This is a genomic window from Actinacidiphila sp. bgisy145, from assembly GCF_057708125.1.
Genome location: NZ_JBYIRL010000004.1, coordinates 173,773 through 197,777 on the forward strand (window position 1 = coordinate 173,773; position 24,005 = coordinate 197,777).

The window sequence follows — 24,005 nt, forward strand, 5'->3', positions numbered from 1 at the left end:
GATGAGAGGCCGTTGGCGGCTGGTCTTGGCTGAATGGTCGGTCCACTTGCTTCAGAGGCTTGTCCGCTCGATCGCGATGGCGAGGGCGCCGAGGGCTTCCTTCTCGGGCCCGTAGATGGTGCGGATGTTGGCGAGTTGCTGGTCGCGGGTGGCGGTCGGGTTGACGTTCGCCGGGCCCTCGCCGTCGAGGAGGGCTTCGAAGTCGGGGTATTCGGTGACCCGGAGGACTTCGACGTCGCAGGTCTCGTCGGTGCCCTTGATGCCGAAGCGGATGGTGTCGCCGGTGGCGAGGTCAGCGAGGTGCGGGTACTTGACCCGCACCTCGATGGTCTTGGTGCCCGCGGCGACGAGCTCGAAGTACTGGCGGTAGAGGTTGAGCTCGCGGACGCGGGCGGTGCGGTCGGTCATCGGGAGGGAACGCTCCTGGGGGACGGTGTGGTGATCAGGCGGCCGATCTCGGCGGCCGAGTACGAGCGGAAGAAGTGGCGGGGGTCGGAGAGCAGGGTCTCGGCCATGGCGAGCAACTGGTCGGCGTACTCGGTGACGGTGCTGGGCCACTGCCGGGTGTCGAGCATCCAAGGGGCGGCGCCCTCGGGCAAGGGGGCACGGCCTTCTCGTATGAGGGATTTCGACAGCTTGGCGCCGGTGTCGGTAACGACCTGGGGGCAGAACAGGCGGGCCGGGAGCTGGGTGCGCGTGAGGCCCACGGCCTGGAGGGCCTCGTCGACGAGGTGGGAGCCGAAGACCCAGTCGCCGCCCTTGACCATGACGTGCAGGGTGCCCTGGGGGCTGGTCAGGGCGAGTTCCTTGACCAGGTTGCGGTACAGGGTGGCCAGGTCCAGGTATGCGCCGGCGGTGGGCGTGATCGCGGCCTCGTACGGGCCGTGGTGGAGGCAGACGGCGGAGACCACCGCCGACTCGGGCCCGGTGAGGCGGACCCGGGTGCGTTCGGCGTGCTTCTCAGCCCAGCCACAGCCGGGGTGAGGGCAGGGGACGCGGAGGTGAGGAGTGCCGGTGGAGGGGGCGAGCCACCAGCGGGCGGCGTCCACGCGGGGGAGCAGGCGGAGCCAGGTGCGGCGGTAGTGCTCGCCAGCCTGCTGCTGGGTGTACGTCTCGATGTGGTGCGGGATGCCCAGGCGTCGGGACAGGGCGGTGAAGAGGGGCTGGTAGAGGGCGGTGACGAGGTCGAGCAGGGCCTGCTCGCCGAGGGCCTGGGCGTAGGCGCGCTGGTAGCGGTTGCCGCTGGCCGGTTCGGTGGCCAGCTCGTACGGGGCGTTGTCGAGGGCGCTGAAGAGCACCTCGGTGGGCAGGTCGAAGCGGTCGCGCAGGCGGGCGGCCATAGCGAAGGCGAGGGTCTGCACGAGCGAGGTGCCGATGTGCGGGGCGCCGTTGATCTGCGTGCCGACGACCAACACGACACGCTCGGGCGGGGCAGCCAGGATGCGTGGAGCCAGCACGTCCTCGGCGCGGTGGAGGGCGTTGGCGAGGACGGTGTTCGGCGAGACGGGGTGCGTGGTCATGTGGGTTCCCCCTAGTGTCGGGTGTTGCGGTCGGATGCGGCCCAGACGCACTTTCCGGAGCCCGTCCGCTCCTCCGCGCCCCAGCTGGCCGCTGTAGCCGAGACGGTCAGCAGGCCACGGCCGTCGACATAGCGGGCGAAGAGCCTGGTGCGGTGTCGGCCCGTGGCCGGAAGGAGGTCCGGTGTGGCCTTGGTTGCCGCGTTGGTGAGTCGGCTTGCCATGGTCAACAGCAAAGCGAATTGACCCAATTGGGTCGGGAGCCAGCACGGGGGCCAAAGTGGGGGCCACTATGGGGGCCAGGGGTCACGTGTTCCTGGGGGACGGCATGGGCGACAGCGGGATCGGCGCCTTGCTCGTCGGGCTGCGCAGCGCGCGTGGCTGGACTCAGCAGAGGGTCGCCGACGAGTACAACGCCCTGGAGGGGCGCTCCGCGAAGACCGGCAAGGAGATCGGGCGGTACGAGCGTGAGGCACGGATTCCGATTCCGTACGCCCGGAAGTACCTGGCGCGGGTCTTCAACGTCGATGCCGCCCAACTCGACCAGGCTGTGGCAGTCAGCAAGGGCAGGCGGGGCGCGGCCAGTGCTGACGACGCAGAGATCGAGTTGCCCGCACTGCCGCCTCAGGTATCCCGCCCCGTGGGGCTCCGCTGTCGCAGGACGCAGCGCGGTCGGCGGAGTTCGCTCGGTTCATCGCTCAGCGCAATGTCGACGAGCTTGTCGTCGAGCAGTTGGAGGTGGACGTCGGCCGACTCGCGCGGACCTACGTCAGCCACCCGCTGATGGAGCAGTACGCCGAGATCAAGCGGTTACGGGACGGGGTGTTCGAGCTGCTGCGCGGACGGCAACGCCCCCGACAGACCACCGACCTCTTTCTTTCGGCCTCTCGTCTCTGCGGCCTGTCCGCTCACGTCTGCCTGGACCTCGGTGACTACGACTCGGCTGCCACCCACGCCCGTACCGCACGGGCCTGTGCCGAGGCGGCCAGACATGAGGGGATGCTGGCTTGGGTGCGGGCCGTGGAGTCACTGATCGCGTATTGGACCGGCCAGTACGAGCGGGCGGCACAGCTCGCCCAGGTCGGTCGCCGGCACAGGGAGAGCGGCAGCATCGGGGCACGGCTGGCGAGCCTGGAGGCACGGGCGTTGGCGGTAGTCGGGGACTCGGCAGGGGCGCTCGCCGCCCTGTCGGATGCCGAACGATCCCGTGAGGTGATCTCGGGCCAGGAGGAGGTACAGGGAGTCTTCGACTTCCCGGCGGCCAAGCAGTTCGCGTACGCCGGAACGGCACTTCTGGCCGTGGGTGGGCCGGAGCATGTCCGGCAGGCCATCGTCAGTGCGGAGACGGCGATCCGCCTTTATCGCAGTGCGGACGGAGATGACCAGTCGGTCGGTGACCTGTTCGCCGCGCACCTCGACCTTGCCGGCGGGCGTCTGCTTCTGGGCGACCTGGACGGCACGGAAAAGGTGCTCGGCTTTGTTCTCGAGTCCTCGCCGGAGCGCATGTCCGCCAGCATCGTGCGCCGACTCACCCTTCTGGGACGGGAATTGGGAGGGCCGCAGTACGGTAAAGCCGCGCAGGCGGTGCACCTGCGCGACCGGCTCCAGCACACGGTCGTCCGGGCGTCCCTGGCGGCCGCCCATCCTCCGGAGTTGCCGACATGACCGACTTGTCCGCCGCCCGCGACGCCGCCGTCACCGACCGGGTTCGCCTGGCGGGCAGCGCTTACAACGGAGACCGGGACCTGGTCGCCCGGCAGTCGCTCTACCAGTGGCAGACGCCCCGGTACGACCTGCCCGGCCTCGTGGCCGAGCAGCTGGGCGACGTACGCGGGCGAGTGGTCGACATCGGCTGCGGCAATGGCAAGTTCATCCAGCGGCTCCGCCAGGACCGCCCGGACCTGTCTCTGCTCGGCCTCGATATCGCGGCCGGAATCCTCGCCGGCGTCCCCGGCCCGGTCGCCGTGGCGGACGCCACACGGCTACCGCTGGCGGCGAGGAGCGTCGATGCCGCTCTCGCGCTCCACATGCTTTACCACGTGTCGGACATCCCCCAGGCGGTCAGGGAGCTGGCCAGGATCGTGGCTGGTGACGGGCTGGTGATCGCCTCCACCAACAGCGACCGCGACAAGGCCGAACTCGACGACCTCTGGCAGCGGGCCGCCGGCGACATCCTCGGCATCGACCGGGGCCCGGCTCGCATCTCGCTCAGCGCTCGCTTCTCCCTGGAGGAGGCACCGGTCTTCCTGAGTGAGGAGTTCAGCCGCGTGGAGGTCGTCGAACTGCCGGGGACCATCACCGTCCACGACCCCGGGCCCGTGGTTGCCCACATGGCTTCGTACCGAGCCTGGGCGGACCAGCATGATGTGCCCTTCGACGCGACGATCGACCGCGCCCGCACGTTGGTGACCGACCACGTCGACCGGCACGGGGCGTACGAGATCACCTGCTTCGGCGGCATCCTCGTCTGCCGCCGGTGAGGCTCCCTGCGGCGGTGAAGGCCCACCGGGGGCCTGTTGTGCCGCGCTACAGGGGTGGTGGTGACCTGTGTCACAGAAGAAGGTCGCACCCGGGCCGTCAGGGACGCCGGGGGCGGCGGCCTGCGGACCGGGTGCGGACCGGTGGGGAGCCTGGCCGGCGAAAGTGCAGGTCAGGCGGCCCAGCCGGAGGTCACGCCTTCTTGGTCTCCCAGAAGATCGTGTCGATCTCGGCGATCAGGTCGAGGGCCTTCTGGCCGGTCGCCGGGTCGTTCGACGCCTTGGCGGCGCTGAGCGCCTTCAGCGTGTCGTTGACGAGCTGGTGAAGCTGCGGGTACTTCTCGAAGTGCGGGGCCTTGAAGTAGTCGCTCCACAGCACCGAGACGTGGTGCTTGGCGAGTTCCGCGCGCTGCTCCTTGATCAGGACAGCGCGGGTGCGGAAGTCAGCGTCCTCGTTGGCCTGGTACTTCTCCTGCACCGCCTTCACGGACTCGGCCTCGATGCGGGCCTGGGCCGGGTCGTACACGCCGCAGGGCAGGTCGCAGTGGGCGCTTACCTTCACCTTGGGCGCGAACAGGCGAGTGAACATGGCCGTCCTTCCTCGTGATCGTCTTTCAGGTGCGACATTACTCCCTGGGGTAGGGGATTTCCCGGCTGCCCCAGGTGGCTTAGGACGAAAGTCTGGTGTCACTCTGGTGGAAGCAACGAACCTGGAGGCGGAGGATGCGCGAGCAGGGGGCGAGGCTGTCGTGGCAGCTCGTCGAGGTCACCGGCCCGTCGATGGCACCGACACTGCTGCACGGCGACTGGCTGCTGATCCAGAAGGTCAGCAGCGGAGCCGAGCAGGTGCGCGAGGGGGACGTGGTGGTGATGCGCCACCCGCTCCAGCAGGACCTGCTCATCGTGAAACGGGCGGTCGAGCGCCGAGACAACGGCTGGTGGGTGATGGGGGACAACGCCTTCGTCGCCAACGACAGCCGGGAGTTCGGCACCGTGCCGGACGACCTGGTGCTGGCCCGCGCCAGGGGCCGCTTCCGGCCACCGGGGGAGCTTCAGCGCTCGGTGGCGGGCGTGGCGTCCTGGGTGGCGTCCTGCGTGCGCCCGCTGCGCGCGGACCGGTCGTTCTCCAGGCGCTTGCGGGCCCGGTAGGCCGCGACGTTCGCGCGGGTGGCGCAGCGGTCGGAGCAGTACCGGCGCGAACGGTTCGTCGATGTGTCGACATACGCGTTGCGGCATGGGGATGCTTCGCAGATTCCCAGCCGGTCCACGCCCAGGGAGGTGACCTGGACCGCCAGCCCCATGCAGGCGCTCGCGGAGTACGCGGCGGCGGCGTTCGCCGCGTGGTCGGCCAGGTGCAGGTGCCAGTCCGGCCGGCCGGTCTCCTCGTTGACCAGCGTGTGGCCGGAGACCTGCGGGCTGACCGGGAACTCCAGCATCAGCGCGTTGAGCACGTCGACCGCGCGGACCTCCTCCTGCGCGTCGGCCGCCTCGAAGACGCCGCGCAGCCGGGTGCGTACCGCCCGCAGCCGCGCCACGTCGCTCTCCGTGACCCGGCCCAGCAGCTGCGAGTTGCTGCCGAGCAGGTCCCGTACGGCGTCGGTCGAGGTCAGGGTGTCGGTGCCGCGCCGCGGTTCCTCGGTGTTCACCAGGCGCACGGCGTAATCCGCGTAGTAAGCCAGTTCCACTTGGGGTCCTTACTGGGGGCGGCCACGCCTGCGTAACGGCCGCTCGGGCTACCAGGGTATTACGTACGCCGGTGCGGGCCGGGGTATGCCGGGCGGGCGAGGTGCGGGCCGGGCACGCCGGTGCGGCCGGCCCGCACCGGCGGGTCCCCGGGGCGGCCCCCGGACGCCCCGGGGACCCGCCGGCGGTCACAGCACCTTGGACAGGAACGCCTTGGTGCGCTCGTGCCTCGGACTGGTCAGCACGTCACGCGGGTGGCCGGACTCCACGACCTGGCCGTCGTCCATGAAGACCAGCGCGTCGCCGACCTCGCGGGCGAAGCCCATCTCGTGGGTGACCACGATCATCGTCATGCCGTCCTCCGCCAGCCCGCGCATCACGTCGAGCACGTCGCCGACGAGTTCGGGGTCGAGCGCGGAGGTCGGCTCGTCGAAGAGCATCAGCTTGGGCTCCATCGCCAGTGCCCGGGCGATCGCCACCCGCTGCTGCTGGCCGCCGGAGAGCTGGGACGGGTAGTTGGCCGCCTTGTCGGCCAGCCCCACCCGGTCCAGCAGGCGGGCGGCCCGCTCCCGGGCCACCGCCCTGCTCTCCCGGCGCACCTGCACCGGGCCCTCCATGACGTTCTCGATCGCGGTCAGGTGCGGGAAGAGGTTGAAGCGCTGGAAGACCATCCCGATGTCCCGCCGCTTGGCGGCCACTTCACGGTCGCGCAGCTCGTAGAGCTTCCCGCCGTGCTCCCGGTAGCCGATCAACTCGCCGTCGACGTACAGCCGTCCGGCGCTGATCTGCTCCAGGTGGTTGACGCACCGCAGGAAGGTGGACTTGCCGGAACCGGACGGGCCGATCAGGCAGAACACCTCGCCCGGCGCCACCTCCAGGTCGATGCCCTTGAGGATGTGCGCGGCCCCGAAGGACTTGTGCACCGCCTCGGCCCGCACCATCGGTCCGCCGCCGGAGCCCGCCGCCCCGGCGCCCTTGCTGGTCGTGCTCATCTCAGGCCACCTTCGGTCGGCGCACGGTGGACAGGTTGGTCCTGATCCTCTGCCACGGGGTCTGCGGCAGCGAGCGCTGCGAACCGCGCGCGTACCGCCGCTCCAGGTAGAACTGGCCGACGCTGAAGACGCTGGTCAGCACCAGGTACCAGATCGAGGCGACGAAGTACATCTCCATGATCGCGGTGGTGTCGCTGCCGATGTTGGTGGCCGCGCGCAGCAGTTCGGTGTACTGCACCACCGAGACCAGCGACGAGGTCTTGAGCATGTTGATGAACTCGTTGCCGGTCGGCGGGATGATCACCCGCATCGCCTGCGGCAGCACGATCCGGCGCATGGTGCGCGCGCCGGTCATGCCGAGTGCCTGCGCCGCCTCGGACTGCCCCACGTCCACCGACTGGATGCCGGCCCGGACGATCTCGGCCATGTACGCGCCCTCGTTGAGCCCGAGGCCCAGCAGCGCGGCGACGAACGGGGTCATCACGGCGGTGGTGTCGTTCTTGTACAGCGGCATCAGGTTGATGGTGTGGAAGATCAACGCGAGGTTGAACCACATCAGCAGCTGCACGTACACCGGGGTGCCGCGGAAGAACCAGATGTACAGCCACGCGACGGCGCCGGTCACCGGGTTCTTCGACAGCCGCATCACCGCCAGGAGCACGCCCAGCACCAGGCCCATGGCCATGGAGCACACCGAGATCAGGATGGTGTGCCAGGTGCCCTGGAGGATCGTGTGGTCGAAGAGCCGGCTGCGGACGGTGCCCCACAGGATGTCGCCCTGGGAGAAGGCGTAGCCGAGCCAGCCCAGCAGCCCGAGGACGACCAGCCCGGCCACCCAGCGCCCGTAGTGGCGCACCGGGATGGCGCGGATCGGTTCGTACGGGACGACCTGGGGCGGGACCGCGGCGCCGCCGCCGGACGGGGTCTCGGACGGGGTCTCGGACGGGGTCTCGGACGGGGTCTCGGACGGGGTCTCGGACGGGGTCTCGGACGGGGTCTCCGCTGGCGTCTCCGACGGGGTGTCCGACGGGGTGTCCGACGGGTCCGGGCCGGTCACTGCACCGGCCATGTCAGGAGCCGCCGTTGATCGAGGCCGTCTTCACCGCGCCGCTGTCGGCGTTCCACTTGTGCAGCACCTGGGCGTAGCTGCCGTCCTGGATGATCGCGTTCAGCGCCTGCTGGAGGGCATCCCGCAGCTGGCTGTTGCTCTTGTCGAGCGCGATCCCGAACGGGCCGGCGTCGGCGGGGGAGCCGGCGATCTGGAAGTCCTTGCCGCCCCCGGACTTCTGCGCGATGTACGCGGCCACCGGGGTGTCGTTGAGGTCGGCGACCGCGCCGCCGGCCTTGACCCGGGTCTGCGCCTCGGCGTCGGTGTCGAACGCCTGGATCGTCAGGCCCTTGGAGCCGCAGGCCGTCTTCTGCTTCTTGAAGGCGTCCTCGTAGATCGTGCCGCGCTGCACCGCGACGGTCCGGCCGCACACGTCGGCGAGCGCGTTGATGTTCTTCGGGTTGCCCTTCTGTACCAGCAGCGAGGAGCCGGACATGTAGTAGTCGACGAAGTCGACGCCTTTTCCGGTCTTCTTGCCCTTGTCGTCCAGTCCCTGCTGGCGGTCCTTGGTGTCGCTCATAGCGGACATCACGATGTCCTCGCGGCCGGTGTACAGCGAGGTGATCAGACCGTCGAACTGGCCGTTGGTGAACTCGAACCGTACGCCCAGCTGCTTGGACAGCGCCGCGCCGAGGTCGGGGTCTATGCCGATGATCTTGCCGTCGGACGTCTGCTCCATCGGCGCGTACGAGGCGTCGGTGCCGACCTTGATGACACCGGCGTCCTGGTACTTCTTCGGCAGCTTCGCGAAGAGCGGGGCCGCGGACTTGCTGGTCGAGGAGGTGGCGCCGGACGAACTACCCGAGTCGTCCTTCTTGGTCTGGTCGCCGCACCCGGTGAGGACCAGGGCGCCGGCGACCGCGAGGGCGGCGACCGCGGTGATGCGGGTGCGGGGGGATGTACACCGAGGGGAGCCTGCGGTCATCGCTGTGTCCTCCAACAAAACGAGCATGTCACTGCGTTCGGACCTTGGGTGTGGGGGGCACGCGTCTTCGAGTACCGCCACCCAGTGTGATCCGTGCATCTTGCCATCCGGACAGCCCCTGACAGGGTTCTCGTTGTGTCAAAATCGGATAACGGGCCATCCCCGGGCTGCCATCGGGCCGGCACACCAAGGCCGGACCACGATGCGGCCGTGTCGTCCTGACCGCCCCCGCGAGGGGCGGCGGCTTCCGGTACAGCTTCCGGTACAACAGGACCTTCACCCCCATCCGGGGCCCACGGCGTGCGTGCGGCACGCCCGGCGCCGCGCTGCCACCTCGGTTACTCGTACCCCGGTGGCGCCGGCGCTCCGCCCACCCGCCCCGCCCAGCCGGCGGATGGGCACCTCAACCCTCACTTCTCGACCAAGGGGTCACACAGTGGCAGCGGAGATCGTCAATCCCGGCAACGTCGCGGACGCCGCGGCGACGGACGAGCAGTTCCCGATCGACCCGGTGTTCGCCCTGCACCGCGGCGGCAAGATGGCGGTGGCCGCCACCGTCCCGGTCCGCGACGCGGACGACCTGTCGCTCGCGTACACGCCCGGCGTCGCCGAGGTGTGCACCGCGATCGCCGAGCAGCCGGAGCTGGTGCACGACTACACGTGGAAGTCGCAGGTCGTCGCGGTGGTCACCGACGGCACCGCGGTGCTCGGGCTGGGCGACATCGGGCCGGAGGCGTCGCTGCCGGTGATGGAGGGCAAGGCGATCCTCTTCAAGCAGTTCGGCGGGGTGGACGCGGTGCCGATCGCGCTGGCCTGCACGGACGTCGACGAGATCGTGGAGACGGTGGTGCGGCTCGCGCCGTCCTTCGGCGGGGTGAACCTGGAGGACATCTCCGCGCCGCGCTGCTTCGAGATCGAGCGGCGGCTGAAGGACGCGCTGGCCATCCCGGTCTTCCACGACGACCAGCACGGCACCGCGGTGGTCACGCTCGCGGCGCTGCGCAACGCGGCCACGCTCACCGGGCGTTCGCTCGGCGAGCTGCGGGCGGTGATCTCCGGGGCGGGCGCGGCCGGGGTCGCGATCGCGAAGATCCTCGTGGAGGCGGGCGTCGGGGACGTCGCGGTCACCGACCGCAAGGGCGTGGTGCACGCGGGCCGGGACGACCTCAACGAGGTCAAGCGGGAGCTGGCTTCGTATACGAACAAGGCGGGGCTGACCGGTTCGCTCGCCGACGCGCTGGCCGGCGCGGACGTCTTCATCGGCGTCTCGGGCGGCACCGTGCCGGAGGAGGCGGTGGCGCGGATGGCGCCGGGCTGCTTCGTCTTCGCGATGGCCAACCCCACGCCCGAGGTGCACCCGGACGTCGCGCACCGCTACGCGGCGGTGGTGGCCACCGGGCGCAGCGACTTCCCCAACCAGATCAACAACGTGCTCGCCTTCCCGGGGATCTTCGCCGGCGCCATGCAGGTGCGGGCCTCCGCGATCACCGAGGGCATGAAGCTGGCCGCGGCCGAGGCGCTCGCCGCGGTGGTCGCGGGCGAGCTGTCCGCCGACCACGTGATCCCGTCCCCGTTCGACCCCCGCGTGGCCCCGGCGGTCACCGCGGCCGTTGCGGCCGCCGCCCGCGCCGAGGGCACCGCCCGCAGGTAGCCGTGACCGACCTGGCCCCGGCCCGGGACGAGCGGCGCGTGCGACCGCCCTCCCGGGCCGCCGGCGCCCCGTGCGGTGGCGCGTTCGGCGCTGCGCAGCAGGGGTGCTTTCGTACTGGTGGGTAGGGGGCCTAGGGTCGGGGGATGTTTGCTGTGTATGCGGGGCGGATCGATGCCGAGCAGCCGCTGCGGGGGCTGGAGTCGGGGGAGCGGCCGGCGCCGGAGCGGCGCGAGGGGTGGAGCCGGGTCGAGGTGCGGGCGGCCTCGCTCAACCACCACGACCTGTGGTCGCTGCGGGGGGTGGGGCTGGGCGAGGAGAGCCTGCCGATGATCCTCGGCTGCGACGCGGCCGGGGTGGACGAGGACGGCAACGAAGTGGTGCTGCACTCGGTGATCGGCCAGACCGGGCACGGGGTCGGCCCGCGTGAGCGGCGCTCGCTCCTCACCGAGAAGTACCAGGGCACCTTCGCCGAGCAGGTCGCGGTGCCGACGTGGAACCTGCTGCCCAAGCCGCCGGAGCTGTCCTTCGAGGAGGCGGCCTGCCTGCCCACGGCATGGCTGACCGCCTACCGGATGCTCTTCACCAACGCCGGGGTCCGCCCGGGCGACTCGGTGCTGGTGCAGGGCGCGGGCGGCGGCGTGGCCACCGCGGCGATCGTACTGGCCAAGGCCGCCGGCCTGCGCGTCTACACCACCAGCCGCAGCCCCGCCAAGCGGGAGAGGGCCCAGGGGTTGGGCGCCCACGGGGCGTACGAGCCCGGCGCGCGGCTGCCGGAGCGGGTGGACGCGGTGATCGAGACGGTCGGCGCGGCCACCTGGTCGCACTCGGTGAAGTCGCTGTGCCCGGGCGGCACCCTGGTGATCTCGGGTGCCACCAGCGGCGCCAACCCGCCCGCGACGGAGCTCAACCGGATCTTCTTCCTGGAGTTGAAGGTCGTCGGGTCCACGATGGGCACGAAGGACGAGCTGGAGGACCTGCTCGCGTTCTGTGCCGCGACCGGGGTGCGCCCGGTGATCGACTCGGTGCTGCCGCTGGACCGGGCCCGGGAGGGCTTCGAACGGCTGGCGGCGGGCGAGGTGTTCGGCAAGCTGGTGCTCACGACGTAGGTCCGCGGCCGTGCAGCGCGGCGGTGATGTGCGCCGCCGCGGTGGACAGGTGGCGCCGTACCTCGCGGAGCTGCGCGTCGGTGACGCCGTGGTCGCGGGCGGTGTCGCGGACGCTGTCGCGGAAGCGGTCCAGCAGCCGTTCGAGGTCGCGGCGCGGGTCGTCGGAGGGCGGCAGGCCGTCGTCGGGCTCGTCGGCGCCGGGCTCGCCCGCGGTGGACTTGCCGGCGCCGGGCGGGGCCGGGGGCGCGGGCGGGGCCGGGGGCGCGGGCGGGGCCGGGGGCGCGGGCGGCGGCGGGGCGGTGGGCGGTGCGGGCTTGGCCGCGCCGGCCGGCGGCTGGCCGAACTGGCCCAGCTCGCGGGTGAGTTCGGCCAGGCCCTCGCGCAGCCCGCTCTGCCAGTCGCCGGCCTTCGCGTGCGACTGCACATGCTCCTGGACCTGCCGGGCGATCCGCTGCATCTCGTCGCGGGCGGAGTCCATCGCGTCGCGGGTGGCCTCGCGCGCGGCCTCGCGGGCCGCCTTGGCCTGGCGGCGGGCGTCACGCGCCTCCTCCTTGGCGCGGCGGCTCTCCTCCTTCGCCCGCTTGGTCTGCTCCTTCCACTGCTGGTGCGCCCCGCCGCGGTCGTCGGGGTGCGCGCGGGCCTGCTGGGAGGCGGCGCGCACCTCGCGGCGCAGGTCGCCGGCGGCGCCCCGGACGTCCTCGCGGATTTCGGCGGCCAGCGAGGAGACCGACTCGCGGATCTCGGCCTCCAGCCCGGCGATCTCGTCGGCCCGGGAGGCGAGTTCGGCGCGGCCCTCGGCGGTCAGCGCGTAGACCTTGCGGCCGCCCTCGGTGGAGTGGGTGACCAGGCCCTCCTGCTCCAGCTTGGCGAGCCGGGGGTAGACGGTGCCGGCGGAGGGCGCGTACAGGCCCTGGAAGCGCTCCTCCAGCAGGCGGATCACCTCGTAGCCGTGCCGGGGGGACTCGTCGAGCAGCTTCAGCAGGTACAGCCGCAGCCGGCCGTGGGCGAAGACGGGGGGCATGTCAGACGTCCTTCCGCAGCGAGGGGGCGTCGCCGTCCGGGTGGCCGGGGCCCTCGGGGCTGTCAGAGCTGTCGGGGCTCTCGGGCCCGCCGGGGCTGTCGGGGTCGTCCACCGGGGGGCGGCGCAGCAGCGCCAGGGAGCCGGACACCGTGGTCGCCTTCAGCCGGGCGGTGCCGCGGCCGATCCGCCCGGTGATCCGCTTCGCGCCCCAGCCGCCGGACACCCGCAGCTCGTCGAAGGCGCAGAAGACGCTGCCGCTGGTGGTGTTGGCGTCGACCTCGGCGTCGCCCGGCTCGGGGATGCGCAGCGCGATCTCGCCGGAGACGGTGTTCAGCCGCACCTCGCCGCCGGCCGACGGGTCCAGGTCGAGCACGATGCTGCCGCTGACGGAGTCGGCGCGGACCTCCCGCCCGGCGCCGTCGACCACGGTCAGGTTGCCGGAGACGGTGCTGAACCGCAGGTCACCGGAGAGCGCCTGCGCCTCCACGTTGCCGCCGACGGTGTGCGCCTTGACCGGGCCGCTCAGCCCGACCAGGGTCGCGTCCCCGTTGACGCCGTGCACCGTGGTGGCGCCGCTGATCCCGGAGACCACCGCGTTCGCGCCGACCACGCCGACCTCGACCCTGGTGTGCTGCGGCACCGCGAGGGAGATCTCGGCGCGCCGCGTCCAGCCCTTGCGCTCCAGCCACTTGGTGAAGCCCTTCCACTCCAGGTCCTCGTAGCCGACGCTGAGCGTGCCGTGGTCCAGCCGGACCCTCAGCGGCGGGCCGTCCAGCGCGGTGATCTCCACTCTGGCCGGGCCGTCGTCGGCGCCGACGACGTTGACCGCTCCGTTGACGATCCGGACCTTCAGGGTGTCGATCCGCTCGTCGAAGACGAACTTCTCCGGCCCGGCGACGTGCCGCTCCGACGTCCCGCTCATCGTGCCCCTCCTCGGGTACCCGGCCAACGCAACATATCGCGTCTTCCGAAAGACACGATATATCGCGTGCTGCACAAGTCAAGCGGTTGTCGTCGCCAGGCGCCCCGCACCCGGGCGCGGGGCGGGGCCGCGGCCCTGGTCGGGGCGCCCGCGGGGTACGGCCGGTTTTCCGGCAACCGGAAGCCGCTACTCGTCGTCTTCCTCGTCATCCAGGCGGGCCAGCCAGGTGGCCAGCCGCTCGACCGGCACCTCGAACTCGGGGTTGAGGTCGACGAACTCGCGCAGCCGGTCGGCCAACCACTCCAGGCTCACCTCCTCCTCGCCGCGCCGGTCGGCCAGTTCCTCGATACCGCGGTCGGTGAAGTACAAGATCTGCTCCGGAACAGGGGTGGGACGGGCTGTGGCAGGGCAGGGACAGCGCAGGAGGCGCCGGGGGGCGGTGCCGCCCGGGCGGGCGGCGGGGCCGGCGGTCCCCAGGCCCGCACACGGTCAAGGATAGGCAGTGTCCGGGAAGGACCCCGCGCAGGTCGGGCGGGCGATAACCTTCCTTGCACGACCCGGCAGTGGGGGGATTGAGCAGGTGCGGACGGCGGTGAGGAGCCCGAGGGCGGCGGCAGGCGGCGCGCCGCGCACCGCCGCGGCCCGCGCGGGGGCGCCGACCCGCGCCGCCGCGTGCGCCGACGGCCGGGCAAGGGGCGCACGGTGACGTCCGGGGGCGCATCGGAGCAGCTGGCCCAGGCCGCCGAGATCCTGGTCCCGCTCGCCGAGGAGGCCACCGTACGCATTCACGGCGCGGACGCCGGGAATCCTCTCCTGGGCAGCGGCTTCTTCGTCGCGCCGAACTGGGTGCTCACCTGCGCCCACGTCGCGAGGGCCGAAGGGGAGGTGACACTCGTGGGCGCGCCCCGCAAGGAAGTGCGCGTCGGCTACCGCGACCGGCTCCTCGCGGGCGTCGTCGAGTGGGCCCAGCCCGCCGGTCCCGCCGCAGGCGTCCCCGGGCAGAACCAGGGCACCGGCTACGGCGCCGGCGGGTCCGGCTACCGCGCCGCCGACCGCGTCCCCACCGGGTGGGCCGCCCCCGACCTGGCCCTGATCCGCCTGGTCGACCCGCTCGACCACCCCTGCGTGTGGCTCACCGAGCGCACCGCCAAGGGCTACACCACCAACCCGGTCGCGTACTTCGGCTGGCTGCCGATGGGCGACGTCCTCGTGCCGTACAGCGGGCGGTGCGTCATCAGCGGCCAACTCGGCGTCGGCGGCGGCGGTCTGATCCGGCTGAGCAACGACGACGAGATGCCGCAGGGCCTGTCCGGCGGGCCCGTGGTGGACCTGGTGCGCGGCGAGGTGATCGGCGTGCTCCAGGCCCGCCGGGCCGAACGCGACGGCGGACTGGCCGTCAGCATCCAGCAGTTACGGCTGCTGCCGACGGCCGAGAACCCCGCCGACGACCTCTACCACCGGGTGATGACCGCCCACGACCTCTACCACGCCGACCACCACAAGTTCCTGCTCAACCGGGACTTCTACGGCTGGACCGAGGCCCACGGCGAGATCGGCGCCTCCGCCGGCCGCGCCCTGACCCCCGGCCGCCGCACCACCCTGCTCGGCCTGCTCGCCCAGCTCCCGCCGCCCTCCGCCCGCGCGCTCGGCGACATCGTCACCGAGGTGCGCGGCGCCGCCGGCCAGGGCTTCGCGGTCGCCCCGCGCGCCTGGCGCGACGGCCTGGGCATGCTCTACAACCTGCCGCACGGCTCCGAACTGGAGGCGGTGCTGCGCTACGCGGTGCTCGCCGCCACCGCCGAACGCACCCAGCCGGCACGGGAGTCCGACGAGCGCAAGCTGTGGGAGTGGGCCCAGTCCACCGCGGCCGACCAGGACCTGACCATGCTCTTCCGCACCTCCCTGATGGGGGAGTGGACGTCGCGGCTGCGGGCCCGGCACGCGGAGGTGCCGGCGCAGACCGGCCCGGACCCGGCCCTGCGGGCCCGCGGCGAGGCCCAGTTGGAGATCATCCCGCGCGGCTGGGAGCCCGATCGCTTCGACTGGCGGGTCACCGTCTCCCCGGAGAGCGGCGAAGTCGACTGCGTGGACGAGGACTTCCGCGGCACCGCGGTCGCCGACCTGCCCGCGCGGCTGGCCGCGCCGCTCACCGAGGCGTTCCGCCGCTGCGACGAGCCCGGTTACGTCGCCGCGCTCCAACTGGCCGTCCCCGGCTCCCTGATGGCCTTCGCCGCCGACACCTGGCGGCTGGACCCGGACGGCGCCACGCTCGGCGCGCTGCGCCCGGTGGTGGTCCGCCGCACCGACCCGCCGCCGGACACCGACGCGGACGTCGCCGAGGAGCGGCTCGGCCGCTGGCACGCCCTGCACCGCCGCGCGCCCGACCCCGAAGTGCTCGACTGCGAGGACTCGCAGACCCGGCCGCTGCCCGACGACGACGAACTGCGCGCCCGGCCGCAGGAGATGCTGCCCGTGCTGTGCCGCAGCGGCGCCGCCGCCCCCGAGGCGCTGCACCGGCTGCTGCGCTGCGGCTACTCGGTGGCGCTGTGGCGGCGCGACCCGATCGAGTCCCGGCAGGTCTGCTCCGAACTGCACCGCGGGGTGCCGCGGGCGGTCCGCGCCGCCCGTACCGCCGCCGGGCTGCCCGCCCGGCTCGCCGACCTGCGGGCCGCCGTCGCGGAGGGCGTGCCCGAGGCGTTCTGGTCCGGCGCCCTGGCCCTGCTGTACGACGATCCGACCCGTCCCCTGACCCTTCCCGGAACCGACGAGCTGTTGGAGACTCCATGACGAACACCGACACCCGGGACCGACGGGGGAACCGCGATGAGTGACGTGACCGGTTCGGGCGCATCGGGCGAGTGGCTCATCTACCGCGGCACCGGCGAACCGCACACCGGCATGGACAACCTGCCCGAGCCGCCCCCCTGGCGGGACTTCGACGGCGGCCCGCTGGTCGGACCGGGCCCCGGCCCGGACAGCTCCTCCGCGCGAAGGCTGGGCGCCTACCGGCACATGGCCGAACTGCACCGCCCCAGCCCCGAGGAGCTGGAGATGGTCAACGCGGCGCTCTACCTGCGCCGCCCGCTGCTGGTCACCGGCAGCCCCGGCGCCGGCAAGAGCACCCTGGCCCACGCGGTCGCCTACGAACTGGGCCTGGGGCGGGTGCTGCACTGGCCGATCGTCAGCCGCAGCACCCTCCAGGACGGCCTGTACCGCTACGACGCGATCGCCCGCCTCCAGGACACCCAGATCGCCGCGAACTCCGGCACCGCGCCCCCCGGCGGCATCGGCAGCTACATCCGGCTCGGCCCGCTGGGCACCGCGCTGCTGCCCACCGCGCAGCCGCGCGTGCTGCTCGTCGACGAGCTGGACAAGAGCGACATCGACCTGCCCAACGACCTGCTCAACGTCATGGAGGAGGGCGAGTTCGGCATCCCGGAGCTGGAGCGGCTGGCCGAGCGCGAGCCGCAGGTCGAGGTGCTGACCGACGACGGCAACCGGGTCACGCTGCGCGAGGGCCGGGTGCGCTGCCGGGCCTTCCCGTTCGTGATCCTGACCAGCAACGGGGAGCGGGACTTCCCGCCGCCGCTGCTGCGCCGCTGCATCCACCTGGAACTGGGCCGGCCCGACCACGAACGGCTGTCCACCGTGGTGCGCGCCCACCTCGGCGACGAGGCCGCGACCCTCGGCGACGACCTGGTGCGCCGCTTCCTGGAGCGCTCCCGCAGCGAACTGCTCGCCACCGACCAGCTCCTCAACGCCATATACCTCACCCACCACGCGGCGCCGCCGTCCCGCGCGCGGCTCGCGGACATGCTCATCCAGCGGCTCGACAGGCCAAGGTGAGGCGGCCATGGCCGAGAAGGGCCCCGGGCGGTACCCCGACGACGCACCCGTCGGCGGCGACCTGACGGCGCGCGGCGCGCCGGACGGCGGCGCGGACGGCGGCGGTCGCGGCGGCACCGACCCGCTGGCCCGGGTGGTCGGGGCGATCCGCGGGGCCGGGCTCGACCCGGACCCCGGCGAGCTCGCCGACGCCCTGTGGCTGGCCCGCTGGTCCCGCCCGACCGCCCGGCCCGACCCGGAGGGCCTGGGCGGCGCCCACCGCGCCTCGCCGGGCGGCGTGGACTACCCGCACGCGCACCGCCCCGACGGCACCGACGGCGCCGGCACCCGCCTGGTCCCCCCGACCCGCTCCGACACCGCCGAACACCCGTCCGAGGAACGGCTGATCGGCCTCTACCCCGGGCAGGGCGTGGCCGGCCCGGTCGGCGCGGCACCCCTGGGCACCGCGCTGGGCGTCGCCGTCCCGGAGGCCGGCGCCCTGCCGCAGCTGCTCGAACTCCAGGCCGCGCTGCGCCCGTTGCAGCGCTACCGCAGCCCGGCCCGGCCGCTGCGCGAGGAGCTGGACGAGGCCGCGACCGCCGAACACGCCGCCCGCGCGGGCGGGTTGCTGCTGCCGGTCTTCCGCCCGACCTCCCACGGCGACGCCTCGATGCAGCTGCTCATGGACACCTCCTCCTCGATGTTCGTCTGGGAGCGGATGCTCCGCGAACTGGCCGGCGTCTTCGAACGCCTCGGCGCCTTCCACGAGGTGCACGTCCGCTACCTGCACGCCACCCCCGACGGCACGCTCGGCGTGAGCAGCCGCTTCGAACCCGAACCGGCCGGGCTGCTCTCCGCCGAGCAGCTCGGCGACCCCACCGGCCGCCGGATCACCCTCATGGTCAGCGACTGCGCCGGGCCGCTGTGGCGCTCGGGGCAGGCCCACCGGCTGCTCCACCGGCTGAGCCGGCACGGCCCGGTCGGCGTGCTCCAGCCGCTGCCCGCCCGGCTGTGGAGCCGCACCCTGCTGCCCGTCTCCTACGGGGTGCTGCACCGCTCGGAGGGGATGCTGCTCTCCTCGCCGCTGCGGTTCTCGCCCGGCTCCACCGGGGTGCCGCCCGAGCCCGAGGCGCTGCCGGTGCCCGTACTGCCGCCCACCGCCGCGGCGTTGGGCTCCTGGGCGCGGCTGCTGGCCGGGATGGGCGCGGGCGAGGTGCCCGCCGCCGTCGGCTGGGTGCGCGCCGACCAGCCCGCGGTCCGCTCCCGGCCGCGCCGGACGACGGTGCCGGTGCCCGCGCTGGTCCGCCAGTTCCGCGCCGCCGCCTCGCCGGCCGCCGCCCAGCTCGCGGTCTACCTGGCCGCCGCCCCGCTGTTCCTGCCGGTGATCCAACTGGTGCAGCGCACGATGCTGCCCGACTCCGGCCCGGCCGAACTGGCCGAGGTGCTGCTCAGCGGCCTGGTGGTGCGCAGGAGCGGCGACGACCAGCGCTGGTACCACTTCGCGCCCGGTGTCCGCGACGCGCTGCTCGGCCCGCTCGGCGTGGACGAGGCGCGCCTGGTGCTCAAGCACTGCTCGGAGTACGTCGAGCAGCGGTTCGGCAAGTCCGGCCCCAACTTCCCCGCGCTGGCGATCACCCAGCTCGCCGAGGGCCCCGGCGACCCGACCGCCGACGCCGCGGTGCGCTCCGCGGTGCGGCGGGCCGCCCTCGGCGCCGGACCAGGCGGCGCCGGCGGCGGGCGCGGCGGCGAGGAGGGCACCGTCGCGGAGTCGCGGCAGCCGTTCGCGGAGGTCGCCGCGCGGGTGCTGGAGCGCTTCATGCCGCTGCCCGACGACGGCGCGCCAGGACCGTACCCCGGCTCCGCGGCGGTGCAGTCCTCCACGGTGGTGCAGCGCGCCCGGGACCTCGCCGACCGGTTCACCGCCGAGGGCCTGGTGCAGTACCTGCTGGACGCGGTGGGGCTGCTGCGGCGGGCCGCCGCGGAGGAGCGGATGCGCGGCCTTGACCCCGACCTGTGGACCGAACTGGCCCAGCAGCTGCTGCGGTTGTGGCGGCTGCGCGGCGGCGCGGGACTGCTGGCGGAGGCCCGCGAGGCGTCCGAGACCGCAGCCGCCCACCACTCCTCGCTGCCCGCCCGCTCGGTGCGGGCCCGGGTGCTCCAGGCCACCGCCCAGGAGCGGGCCGCCGCCGGCGACAACCGCGGCGCGCTCGAACTCCTCCAGCGCGCCGACCGGGAGTTCACGGCCGTGTGCGCAGCGCCCGGCCTGGACTCCGCGAAGCTGCTCGACGCGACCCTGGAGCGGGTCGCGGTGCTGGAGGAGCAGTGGGTGATCAGCGGCGACGCGGTGCTGCTCCAGGAGACCGTCGGGACGCTGGAGGCGGTCGCCGACTCCTGGTCGCCGCGCCGCCCGCGGCCCAGCGCGCTGCTGCTCGCGCACGGCCGCGCCCTGCTGCGGCTGGCCGACGCCGCCGACAGCCGGGAGCGCCGCCAGACCTACGCCCAGCAGGCCGCCCGCAGTTACGCCGGCGCGCTCACCGCGCTGCGCCGCGAGGAGGCCGACCGTGACGCCGTCACCGCCGCCACACTGGCCCTGGTCGACGCCGAACTGCTCACCGGCGGGCGGCTGGTGGAGGCGCAGCGGCTGGTCGACGACGCCCTGGACGGCACCCGCGACCGGCTCCAGCGGGCCGCGCTGCTGGCCCGCGCCGGGCGGATCAGGCTGGCCCGGCACGCCGCGGGCGGGCCGGCCACCGAACTGGAGGCGGCGGCGGCCCGGTTCGAGGAGGCGGCCCGGCTGACCCCCCGCGACCGCACGGAGTACAGCGGCCTGATGGCGGAGTGGGGCGCGGCGCTGCTGGCGCGCTCGGAGCTGCCCGGCGGCTGGACGTTCGTCAACCGCGCGGTGCTGGTGCTGCGCGACTGCCGGATGGAGACGCCCGAGTCCGACCCGCGCCAGCCGGAGCGGCTGCTGATGCTGGGGCGCGCGCTGATACTGCGCTACCGGGCCGAACAGGAACTGGTGGACCTGCGCGAGGCCGAGCAGGTGCTCGGGCTGGCCGCGCAGGGCGCCGACGTGGCGGACCTGGCCGCGCGGATATGGTTCGAGCTGGGCGAGTCGCACCGCCTGGTGCCCAGCCACTCGCGCCGCCCCGAGCGCCTGGACCAGGCGGCCGACGCCTACCGCAAGGCGGCCGCCGCGGCCGCCGACGCCGCCCGGGCGGCCGCCGAACCCGAGCCGATGGTGCGGCTGGCGGCCCGCGCGCACCACTGGCGCGGCGACGCGTACGAGACGGCCCGCCGGCCCCGCGCCGCCGCCGACGCCTACCGGGCGGCGCTGCGCGAGTGGCGCCAACTCCCCGACGACGGAGGCGAGGAGGGCCGCGACACCGGCGCGCGCCTGGACGCCCTGACCAGTTGAGCCGCACGTCACCCCCGTACAGGCCGAACTCCCGTGCGGGCAGGCGTGGTTGCCGCGCGCCTGGTGGGGCACCATGGACCTGACGGGCGGTCGGGGCGGGCGGTGGCAGCACGGCGGGAGCGCGGGGCGGGCAGCACACCTTTAGGTTCGGGGAGGAGCACGATGGAGGAACGACCCAACGAAGGCGCGGAGCCGTACACCGAACCCGCCCTTCGCGAGGCCGGGATCGACCTGCTCGGCATGGACCTGGAGCAGTTGCGCACCGTGCAGCACCCGGTACTGTCCGCGCTGGTCGGCGACTTGCGCGCACGGGTGGCGAAGCCGGGCAGCGAGGCGCTGTGGGGGTTCGACAACGACACGTGAGCGCCGCCGCGCGCCGGCTCTCTTCCGGCCGCGCTCCGGAAGGGATACGGCCATTTCACCGGACGGGTGTTTGCCGCCCCGCAACTGGCGGGAACAACCGCGGGGGCCGGCGGGAAGCCCCTCGATGGCCCGCGCCCGGGGGAGGTGAGGACGTGCGGCACACGGCCGGGCCACCCGGACGCCCGCCCTTTCCGATCCGGCAGTTCATCCTCAAGACGCACAGCCGCTGCAACCTCGCCTGCACCTACTGCTACCTGTACGCGGGCCCCGACCGCACCTGGCGCGACCGCCCCCGGGTGCCCGCCGCCGAGGTGACCGCGCGCACCGCCGCGCGCATCGCCGAGCACGCCGCCGCGCACCGCCTGAGCGAGGTCGCCGTGGTCTTCCACGGCGGGGAGCCGCTGCTCGCCGGCGCCGAACGCCTCGCCGCCGACCTCGACGTGATCCGCCGGGCGCTGCCGCCCGGCTGCACCGTGCACGGCAGCGTGCAGACCAACGCCACCCTGCTCACCCGCGACCGGGTGCGCACCCTCGCCCGCGCCGGGCTGCGGATCGGCGTCAGCCTCGACGGCGGGCTGCCCCACCACAACCGCGAGCGGGTGGACCACGCCGGGCGCCCCTCGTGGCCGGCGGCCGCCGCGGGCCTGCGGCTGCTGGCCGCCCACGCGCCCGAGGCGTACGGCGGCGTGCTGTGCGTCGTCGACCTGCGGCACGACCCGGTCGAGGTCTACGACGCGCTGCTCGCCTTCGGCCCGCCCGCGGTCGACCTGCTGCTGCCGCACGGCAACTGGAGCGCCCCGCCCCCCGGCCTGCCCGCCGCGCCCGACGACCCCGCGCCGTACGGCAGTTGGCTGACGGCCGTCTTCGACCGCTGGTGGGACGCGCCCGAACGCCGCACCCGGATACGGCTGTTCGAGGAGTGCGTCGCCCTGCTGCTCGGCGTGCCCGCCGCCATCGAACGGCTCGGCCTCCAGCCGTTCACCGCGGTGGTGGTCGAGACCGACGGCAGCATCGAACAGGTCGACTCGCTCAAGTCCGCGTACGAGGGCGCCGCCGCGACCGGCCTCGACGTCTTCCACCACAGCTTCGACGACGCGCTGGCCCACCCCGGCGTCGCCGCCCGGCAGGCCGGCCTCGCCGCGCTGGGCGCCACCTGCCGGGCCTGCGCCCTGGTCGCGGTCTGCGGCGGCGGCCACTACGCCCACCGCTACCGGGCCGGCGCCGGCTTCCGCAACCCGTCGGTGTACTGCGCCGACCTCGCCCACCTCGTGCGCCACACCGCCCGCCGGCTCGCCCAGGCGGCCGGTACCGGGTCCGGCCGCCACACGACCCGGGAGACCATCCGGTGAACCCGCTCGGCACCCCTGGCCCCACCACCCCGCCCCGCGGGCCCGGCGCCCCCGGCGGCGCCGGCCGCGACGGGCTGCCCGCCGACATGCTGCCGGTGCTCGGCAGCACCGGCAGCACCCCGGGCCTGCTCGACCTGCTCGTCGCGCACCAGCACGCGCGGCGGCTGCTGACGCTGCGCGCCCTGCTGGAGGCGGTCGCGACCGCCCCCGCCGGGACCCTGCCCGAGGGCACCGCCGACCGGGTGCTGCGCGACTGGCGGCTGCTGGAGGCCGCCGACCGCGCGGACAGCGCCGCCACCCGGCGGGTCGTGCAGTACCCGCACACCGGGGCCTGGGCGGAGCGCTGCCTACGCGCGTTGACGCGGCCCGGGCAGGCGCACCGCGCCGCCGCGGAGCTGCCGCACCTGGCCGCGCTCGCGGCGGCCGCCGCCGCCCGCGCCGGTCTGCGCTTCACCGTCGACGTACCCGCGTACGGCGGGGAGTTGCGGCTGCCCACGATCGGCGGCCACCGGCCGGGCCGCGCGGCAGGCGCCGCGAGGTGCGCGCCCGGCGGCCCCGGACCGGTCGGACCCGGTGGACCCGGTGGACCCGGTGGACCCGTCGGAACCGGCGGAACCCGCGGCCAAGGACCCGGCGACCCCGCCCCCGTACCCGCCCCCGTACCCACCGTCCGCGTCGTCGGCGAACCCCACCGGCTGTGGCTCCTCCCGCTGCCGCCCGACGGCACCCGGCCCCCGGCCCCCGGCCCCGGCGCCGTCGAGGTCCGCGAGGGCCCCGACGGCATCTGGCGCTCCGCCGCCCCCGGTTGGCGCCCGCTCCAGGCGCTGCGCCACCCCGACGGCCGCGCCGTCCTCATCGACGACGTGGACCCCTACCGCGACGAGGAGCGCCGCACCAACCCCTACGGCCTTGACCTCGCCGACCGGCTCGACCCCGCCGGGCACGCCGCGTGGCGGACCGCCTGGCGCGACGCGCGGCCCTGGCTGCGGCTGGGCGGCACCACCCGGGCCCAGGAGGTGGCCGCGCTGCTGGACTGCGTGGTGCCGCTGACCGGCGCGCCCGGCGCGCAGTGCAGCGCCACCCGCGGCGAGGCGTTCGGGGCACTGCTGTCCAGCACCCCGCGCGACGGCCTGGAGCTGGCCGCCACACTGGTGCACGAACTCCAGCACGCCAAGCTGCTGGCCGTCTCCCAGCTGGTGGTGCTGCACACCGCCGACGACGCGCCCGGCTACTTCGCGCCCTGGCGCCCCGACCCGCGGCCCTTCGACGGGCTCTTCCACGGCGCCTACGCCCACCTCGCGCTCGCCGACTTCCACCTGCGGGCCGCCACCGCGCTGACCGACCCGGCCCGCCGGGACGCCGCCTGGGCCGACCACTGCCGCTGCCGGGAGCAGGTCGGCGCCGCGCTGCCCCAACTGCTCGGCGCCCGGGCCCTGACCCGGCAGGGCCGGGCGCTGGCCACCGCGATGGCCGCGCACCACGCCCGGTTGGCGGAACACGCCCCGCCCGACGGCCATTTGGCCCGCGCGAGCGCCTATGTGGAGACCGCCCGGGCCATCTGGCGCAGAAGACGGGCGCAGACTGCCACGAACGGGCGCGAACCGGCATGACGGCACGTCAACGGGGGAGCATTCGGTGTAGTTTCTGA

The 24,005-nt window shown here is 73.9% G+C and carries 22 protein-coding genes; 11 read left to right on the plus strand and 11 right to left on the minus strand.

Annotated features, from left to right (window positions below; genetic code table 11):
* Positions 1–51 precede the first annotated feature (51 nt).
* Genes AC3ERT_RS05760 through AC3ERT_RS05770 form a run of 3 tightly spaced genes read right to left on the minus strand, consistent with a single transcriptional unit; the run spans position 52 to position 1,741 of the window.
* On the minus strand, positions 52–408 hold the full coding sequence (locus AC3ERT_RS05760) for an ASCH domain-containing protein (RefSeq protein WP_435172995.1): 357 nt from the start codon (positions 406–408) through the stop codon (positions 52–54).
* Positions 405–1,520, minus strand: coding sequence for a hypothetical protein (locus tag AC3ERT_RS05765; RefSeq protein WP_435172997.1), 1,116 nt, complete (start codon positions 1,518–1,520; stop codon positions 405–407). Before AC3ERT_RS05765 ends, AC3ERT_RS05760 begins: the two co-directional genes overlap by 4 nt.
* 11 nt (positions 1,521–1,531) lie before the next feature.
* A complete protein-coding gene (locus AC3ERT_RS05770) occupies positions 1,532–1,741 on the minus strand; it encodes a hypothetical protein (protein WP_435172998.1) in 210 nt (69 codons plus the stop codon).
* Between the two features lie 427 nt (positions 1,742–2,168).
* Here AC3ERT_RS05770 and AC3ERT_RS05775 point away from each other — a divergent pair, with 427 nt between their 5' ends.
* Both AC3ERT_RS05775 and AC3ERT_RS05780 read left to right on the plus strand, forming a co-directional pair.
* Positions 2,169–3,182: an NsdA family TPR-like regulatory protein gene (locus tag AC3ERT_RS05775; protein WP_488180723.1), complete on the plus strand. Its 1,014-nt coding sequence runs from the start codon at positions 2,169–2,171 to the stop codon at positions 3,180–3,182.
* Positions 3,179–3,997, plus strand: a complete 819-nt coding sequence (locus AC3ERT_RS05780) for a class I SAM-dependent methyltransferase (protein ID WP_435173002.1) — start codon at positions 3,179–3,181, stop codon at positions 3,995–3,997. The genes AC3ERT_RS05775 and AC3ERT_RS05780 overlap by 4 nt, the downstream gene beginning before the upstream one ends.
* A gap of 190 nt (positions 3,998–4,187) precedes the next feature.
* Here the strand turns inward: AC3ERT_RS05780 and sodN are convergent, their stop codons facing one another.
* Positions 4,188–4,583, minus strand: coding sequence for a superoxide dismutase, Ni (gene sodN / locus AC3ERT_RS05785; RefSeq protein ID WP_335977251.1), 396 nt, complete (start codon positions 4,581–4,583; stop codon positions 4,188–4,190).
* A gap of 134 nt (positions 4,584–4,717) precedes the next feature.
* Here sodN and sodX point away from each other — a divergent pair, with 134 nt between their 5' ends.
* The gene (sodX, locus tag AC3ERT_RS05790; RefSeq protein ID WP_335977250.1) at positions 4,718–5,143 is read left to right on the plus strand and encodes a nickel-type superoxide dismutase maturation protease; all 426 of its coding nucleotides are present in this window, start codon (positions 4,718–4,720) and stop codon (positions 5,141–5,143) included.
* Here the strand turns inward: sodX and AC3ERT_RS05795 are convergent.
* The 4 genes from AC3ERT_RS05795 to AC3ERT_RS05810 form a co-directional block, all read right to left on the minus strand.
* Positions 5,047–5,679 carry a CGNR zinc finger domain-containing protein gene (locus AC3ERT_RS05795; RefSeq protein WP_435126037.1) on the minus strand — a complete coding sequence of 211 codons (633 nt, stop codon included), beginning with the start codon at positions 5,677–5,679 and terminating at the stop codon, positions 5,047–5,049. The genes sodX and AC3ERT_RS05795 overlap by 97 nt on opposite strands.
* Before the next feature lie 186 nt (positions 5,680–5,865).
* The gene (locus AC3ERT_RS05800) at positions 5,866–6,618 is read right to left on the minus strand and encodes an amino acid ABC transporter ATP-binding protein (protein WP_335977579.1); all 753 of its coding nucleotides are present in this window, start codon (positions 6,616–6,618) and stop codon (positions 5,866–5,868) included.
* A gap of 52 nt (positions 6,619–6,670) precedes the next feature.
* Positions 6,671–7,738, minus strand: a complete 1,068-nt coding sequence (locus tag AC3ERT_RS05805) for an amino acid ABC transporter permease (RefSeq protein WP_435173004.1) — start codon at positions 7,736–7,738, stop codon at positions 6,671–6,673.
* 1 nt (position 7,739) lies between these two features.
* Positions 7,740–8,702 carry an ABC transporter substrate-binding protein gene (locus AC3ERT_RS05810; RefSeq protein WP_435173006.1) on the minus strand — a complete coding sequence of 321 codons (963 nt, stop codon included), beginning with the start codon at positions 8,700–8,702 and terminating at the stop codon, positions 7,740–7,742.
* A gap of 436 nt (positions 8,703–9,138) precedes the next feature.
* Here AC3ERT_RS05810 and AC3ERT_RS05815 point away from each other — a divergent pair, with 436 nt between their 5' ends.
* Both AC3ERT_RS05815 and AC3ERT_RS05820 read left to right on the plus strand, forming a co-directional pair.
* The gene (locus AC3ERT_RS05815; RefSeq protein ID WP_435173008.1) at positions 9,139–10,353 is read left to right on the plus strand and encodes an NAD(P)-dependent malic enzyme; all 1,215 of its coding nucleotides are present in this window, start codon (positions 9,139–9,141) and stop codon (positions 10,351–10,353) included.
* 143 nt (positions 10,354–10,496) lie between these two features.
* Positions 10,497–11,459: a zinc-binding dehydrogenase gene (locus tag AC3ERT_RS05820; RefSeq protein WP_435126047.1), complete on the plus strand. Its 963-nt coding sequence runs from the start codon at positions 10,497–10,499 to the stop codon at positions 11,457–11,459.
* Here the strand turns inward: AC3ERT_RS05820 and AC3ERT_RS05825 are convergent.
* The 3 genes from AC3ERT_RS05825 to AC3ERT_RS05835 form a co-directional block, all read right to left on the minus strand.
* Positions 11,449–12,480 carry a PadR family transcriptional regulator gene (locus AC3ERT_RS05825; RefSeq protein WP_435173010.1) on the minus strand — a complete coding sequence of 344 codons (1,032 nt, stop codon included), beginning with the start codon at positions 12,478–12,480 and terminating at the stop codon, positions 11,449–11,451. The genes AC3ERT_RS05820 and AC3ERT_RS05825 overlap by 11 nt on opposite strands.
* A 1-nt stretch (position 12,481) precedes the next feature.
* Positions 12,482–13,402: a DUF4097 family beta strand repeat-containing protein gene (locus AC3ERT_RS05830; protein ID WP_335977237.1), complete on the minus strand. Its 921-nt coding sequence runs from the start codon at positions 13,400–13,402 to the stop codon at positions 12,482–12,484.
* A 186-nt stretch (positions 13,403–13,588) separates the two neighbouring features.
* On the minus strand, positions 13,589–13,771 hold the full coding sequence (locus AC3ERT_RS05835; protein ID WP_335977236.1) for a DUF6104 family protein: 183 nt from the start codon (positions 13,769–13,771) through the stop codon (positions 13,589–13,591).
* Positions 13,772–14,104: 333 nt separating this feature from the next.
* Between AC3ERT_RS05835 and AC3ERT_RS05840 the strand changes: the two genes are divergently transcribed.
* The 6 genes from AC3ERT_RS05840 (at position 14,105) to AC3ERT_RS05865 (ending at position 23,967) form a co-directional block, all read left to right on the plus strand.
* Complete coding sequence (locus AC3ERT_RS05840; protein ID WP_435126054.1) at positions 14,105–16,189, plus strand: VMAP-C domain-containing protein; 2,085 nt, start codon at positions 14,105–14,107, stop codon at positions 16,187–16,189.
* 36 nt (positions 16,190–16,225) lie between these two features.
* A complete protein-coding gene (locus AC3ERT_RS05845) occupies positions 16,226–17,248 on the plus strand; it encodes an AAA family ATPase (RefSeq protein WP_335977234.1) in 1,023 nt (340 codons plus the stop codon).
* Between the two features lie 7 nt (positions 17,249–17,255).
* Positions 17,256–20,645, plus strand: coding sequence for an SAV_2336 N-terminal domain-related protein (locus tag AC3ERT_RS05850; RefSeq protein WP_435126058.1), 3,390 nt, complete (start codon positions 17,256–17,258; stop codon positions 20,643–20,645).
* A 162-nt stretch (positions 20,646–20,807) separates the two neighbouring features.
* The gene (fxsA, locus tag AC3ERT_RS05855; protein WP_335977231.1) at positions 20,808–21,008 is read left to right on the plus strand and encodes an FxSxx-COOH cyclophane-containing RiPP peptide; all 201 of its coding nucleotides are present in this window, start codon (positions 20,808–20,810) and stop codon (positions 21,006–21,008) included.
* Positions 21,009–21,160: 152 nt separating this feature from the next.
* The gene (locus AC3ERT_RS05860; protein WP_435126061.1) at positions 21,161–22,357 is read left to right on the plus strand and encodes an FxsB family cyclophane-forming radical SAM/SPASM peptide maturase; all 1,197 of its coding nucleotides are present in this window, start codon (positions 21,161–21,163) and stop codon (positions 22,355–22,357) included.
* Positions 22,354–23,967, plus strand: a complete 1,614-nt coding sequence (locus AC3ERT_RS05865; protein ID WP_435126064.1) for an aKG-HExxH-type peptide beta-hydroxylase — start codon at positions 22,354–22,356, stop codon at positions 23,965–23,967. The genes AC3ERT_RS05860 and AC3ERT_RS05865 overlap by 4 nt, the downstream gene beginning before the upstream one ends.
* The last annotated feature ends 38 nt before the right edge of the window (positions 23,968–24,005 follow it).

Bases quoted from the DNA above. Each gene is read 5' to 3' on its own strand.
- AC3ERT_RS05760 (WP_435172995.1), bottom strand. From the start codon at position 408: ATGACCGACCGCACCGCCCGCGTCCGCGAGCTCAACCTCTACCGCCAG.
- AC3ERT_RS05765 (WP_435172997.1), bottom strand. From the start codon at position 1,520: ATGACCACGCACCCCGTCTCGCCGAACACCGTCCTCGCCAACGCCCTC.
- AC3ERT_RS05770 (WP_435172998.1), bottom strand. From the start codon at position 1,741: ATGGCAAGCCGACTCACCAACGCGGCAACCAAGGCCACACCGGACCTC.
- AC3ERT_RS05780 (WP_435173002.1), top strand. From the start codon at position 3,179: ATGACCGACTTGTCCGCCGCCCGCGACGCCGCCGTCACCGACCGGGTT.
- sodN (WP_335977251.1), bottom strand. From the start codon at position 4,583: ATGTTCACTCGCCTGTTCGCGCCCAAGGTGAAGGTAAGCGCCCACTGC.
- sodX (WP_335977250.1), top strand. From the start codon at position 4,718: ATGCGCGAGCAGGGGGCGAGGCTGTCGTGGCAGCTCGTCGAGGTCACC.
- AC3ERT_RS05800 (WP_335977579.1), bottom strand. From the start codon at position 6,618: ATGGTGCGGGCCGAGGCGGTGCACAAGTCCTTCGGGGCCGCGCACATC.
- AC3ERT_RS05805 (WP_435173004.1), bottom strand. From the start codon at position 7,738: ATGGCCGGTGCAGTGACCGGCCCGGACCCGTCGGACACCCCGTCGGAC.
- AC3ERT_RS05810 (WP_435173006.1), bottom strand. From the start codon at position 8,702: ATGACCGCAGGCTCCCCTCGGTGTACATCCCCCCGCACCCGCATCACC.
- AC3ERT_RS05820 (WP_435126047.1), top strand. From the start codon at position 10,497: ATGTTTGCTGTGTATGCGGGGCGGATCGATGCCGAGCAGCCGCTGCGG.
- AC3ERT_RS05825 (WP_435173010.1), bottom strand. From the start codon at position 12,480: ATGCCCCCCGTCTTCGCCCACGGCCGGCTGCGGCTGTACCTGCTGAAG.
- AC3ERT_RS05830 (WP_335977237.1), bottom strand. From the start codon at position 13,402: ATGAGCGGGACGTCGGAGCGGCACGTCGCCGGGCCGGAGAAGTTCGTC.
- AC3ERT_RS05845 (WP_335977234.1), top strand. From the start codon at position 16,226: ATGAGTGACGTGACCGGTTCGGGCGCATCGGGCGAGTGGCTCATCTAC.
- AC3ERT_RS05850 (WP_435126058.1), top strand. From the start codon at position 17,256: ATGGCCGAGAAGGGCCCCGGGCGGTACCCCGACGACGCACCCGTCGGC.
- fxsA (WP_335977231.1), top strand. From the start codon at position 20,808: ATGGAGGAACGACCCAACGAAGGCGCGGAGCCGTACACCGAACCCGCC.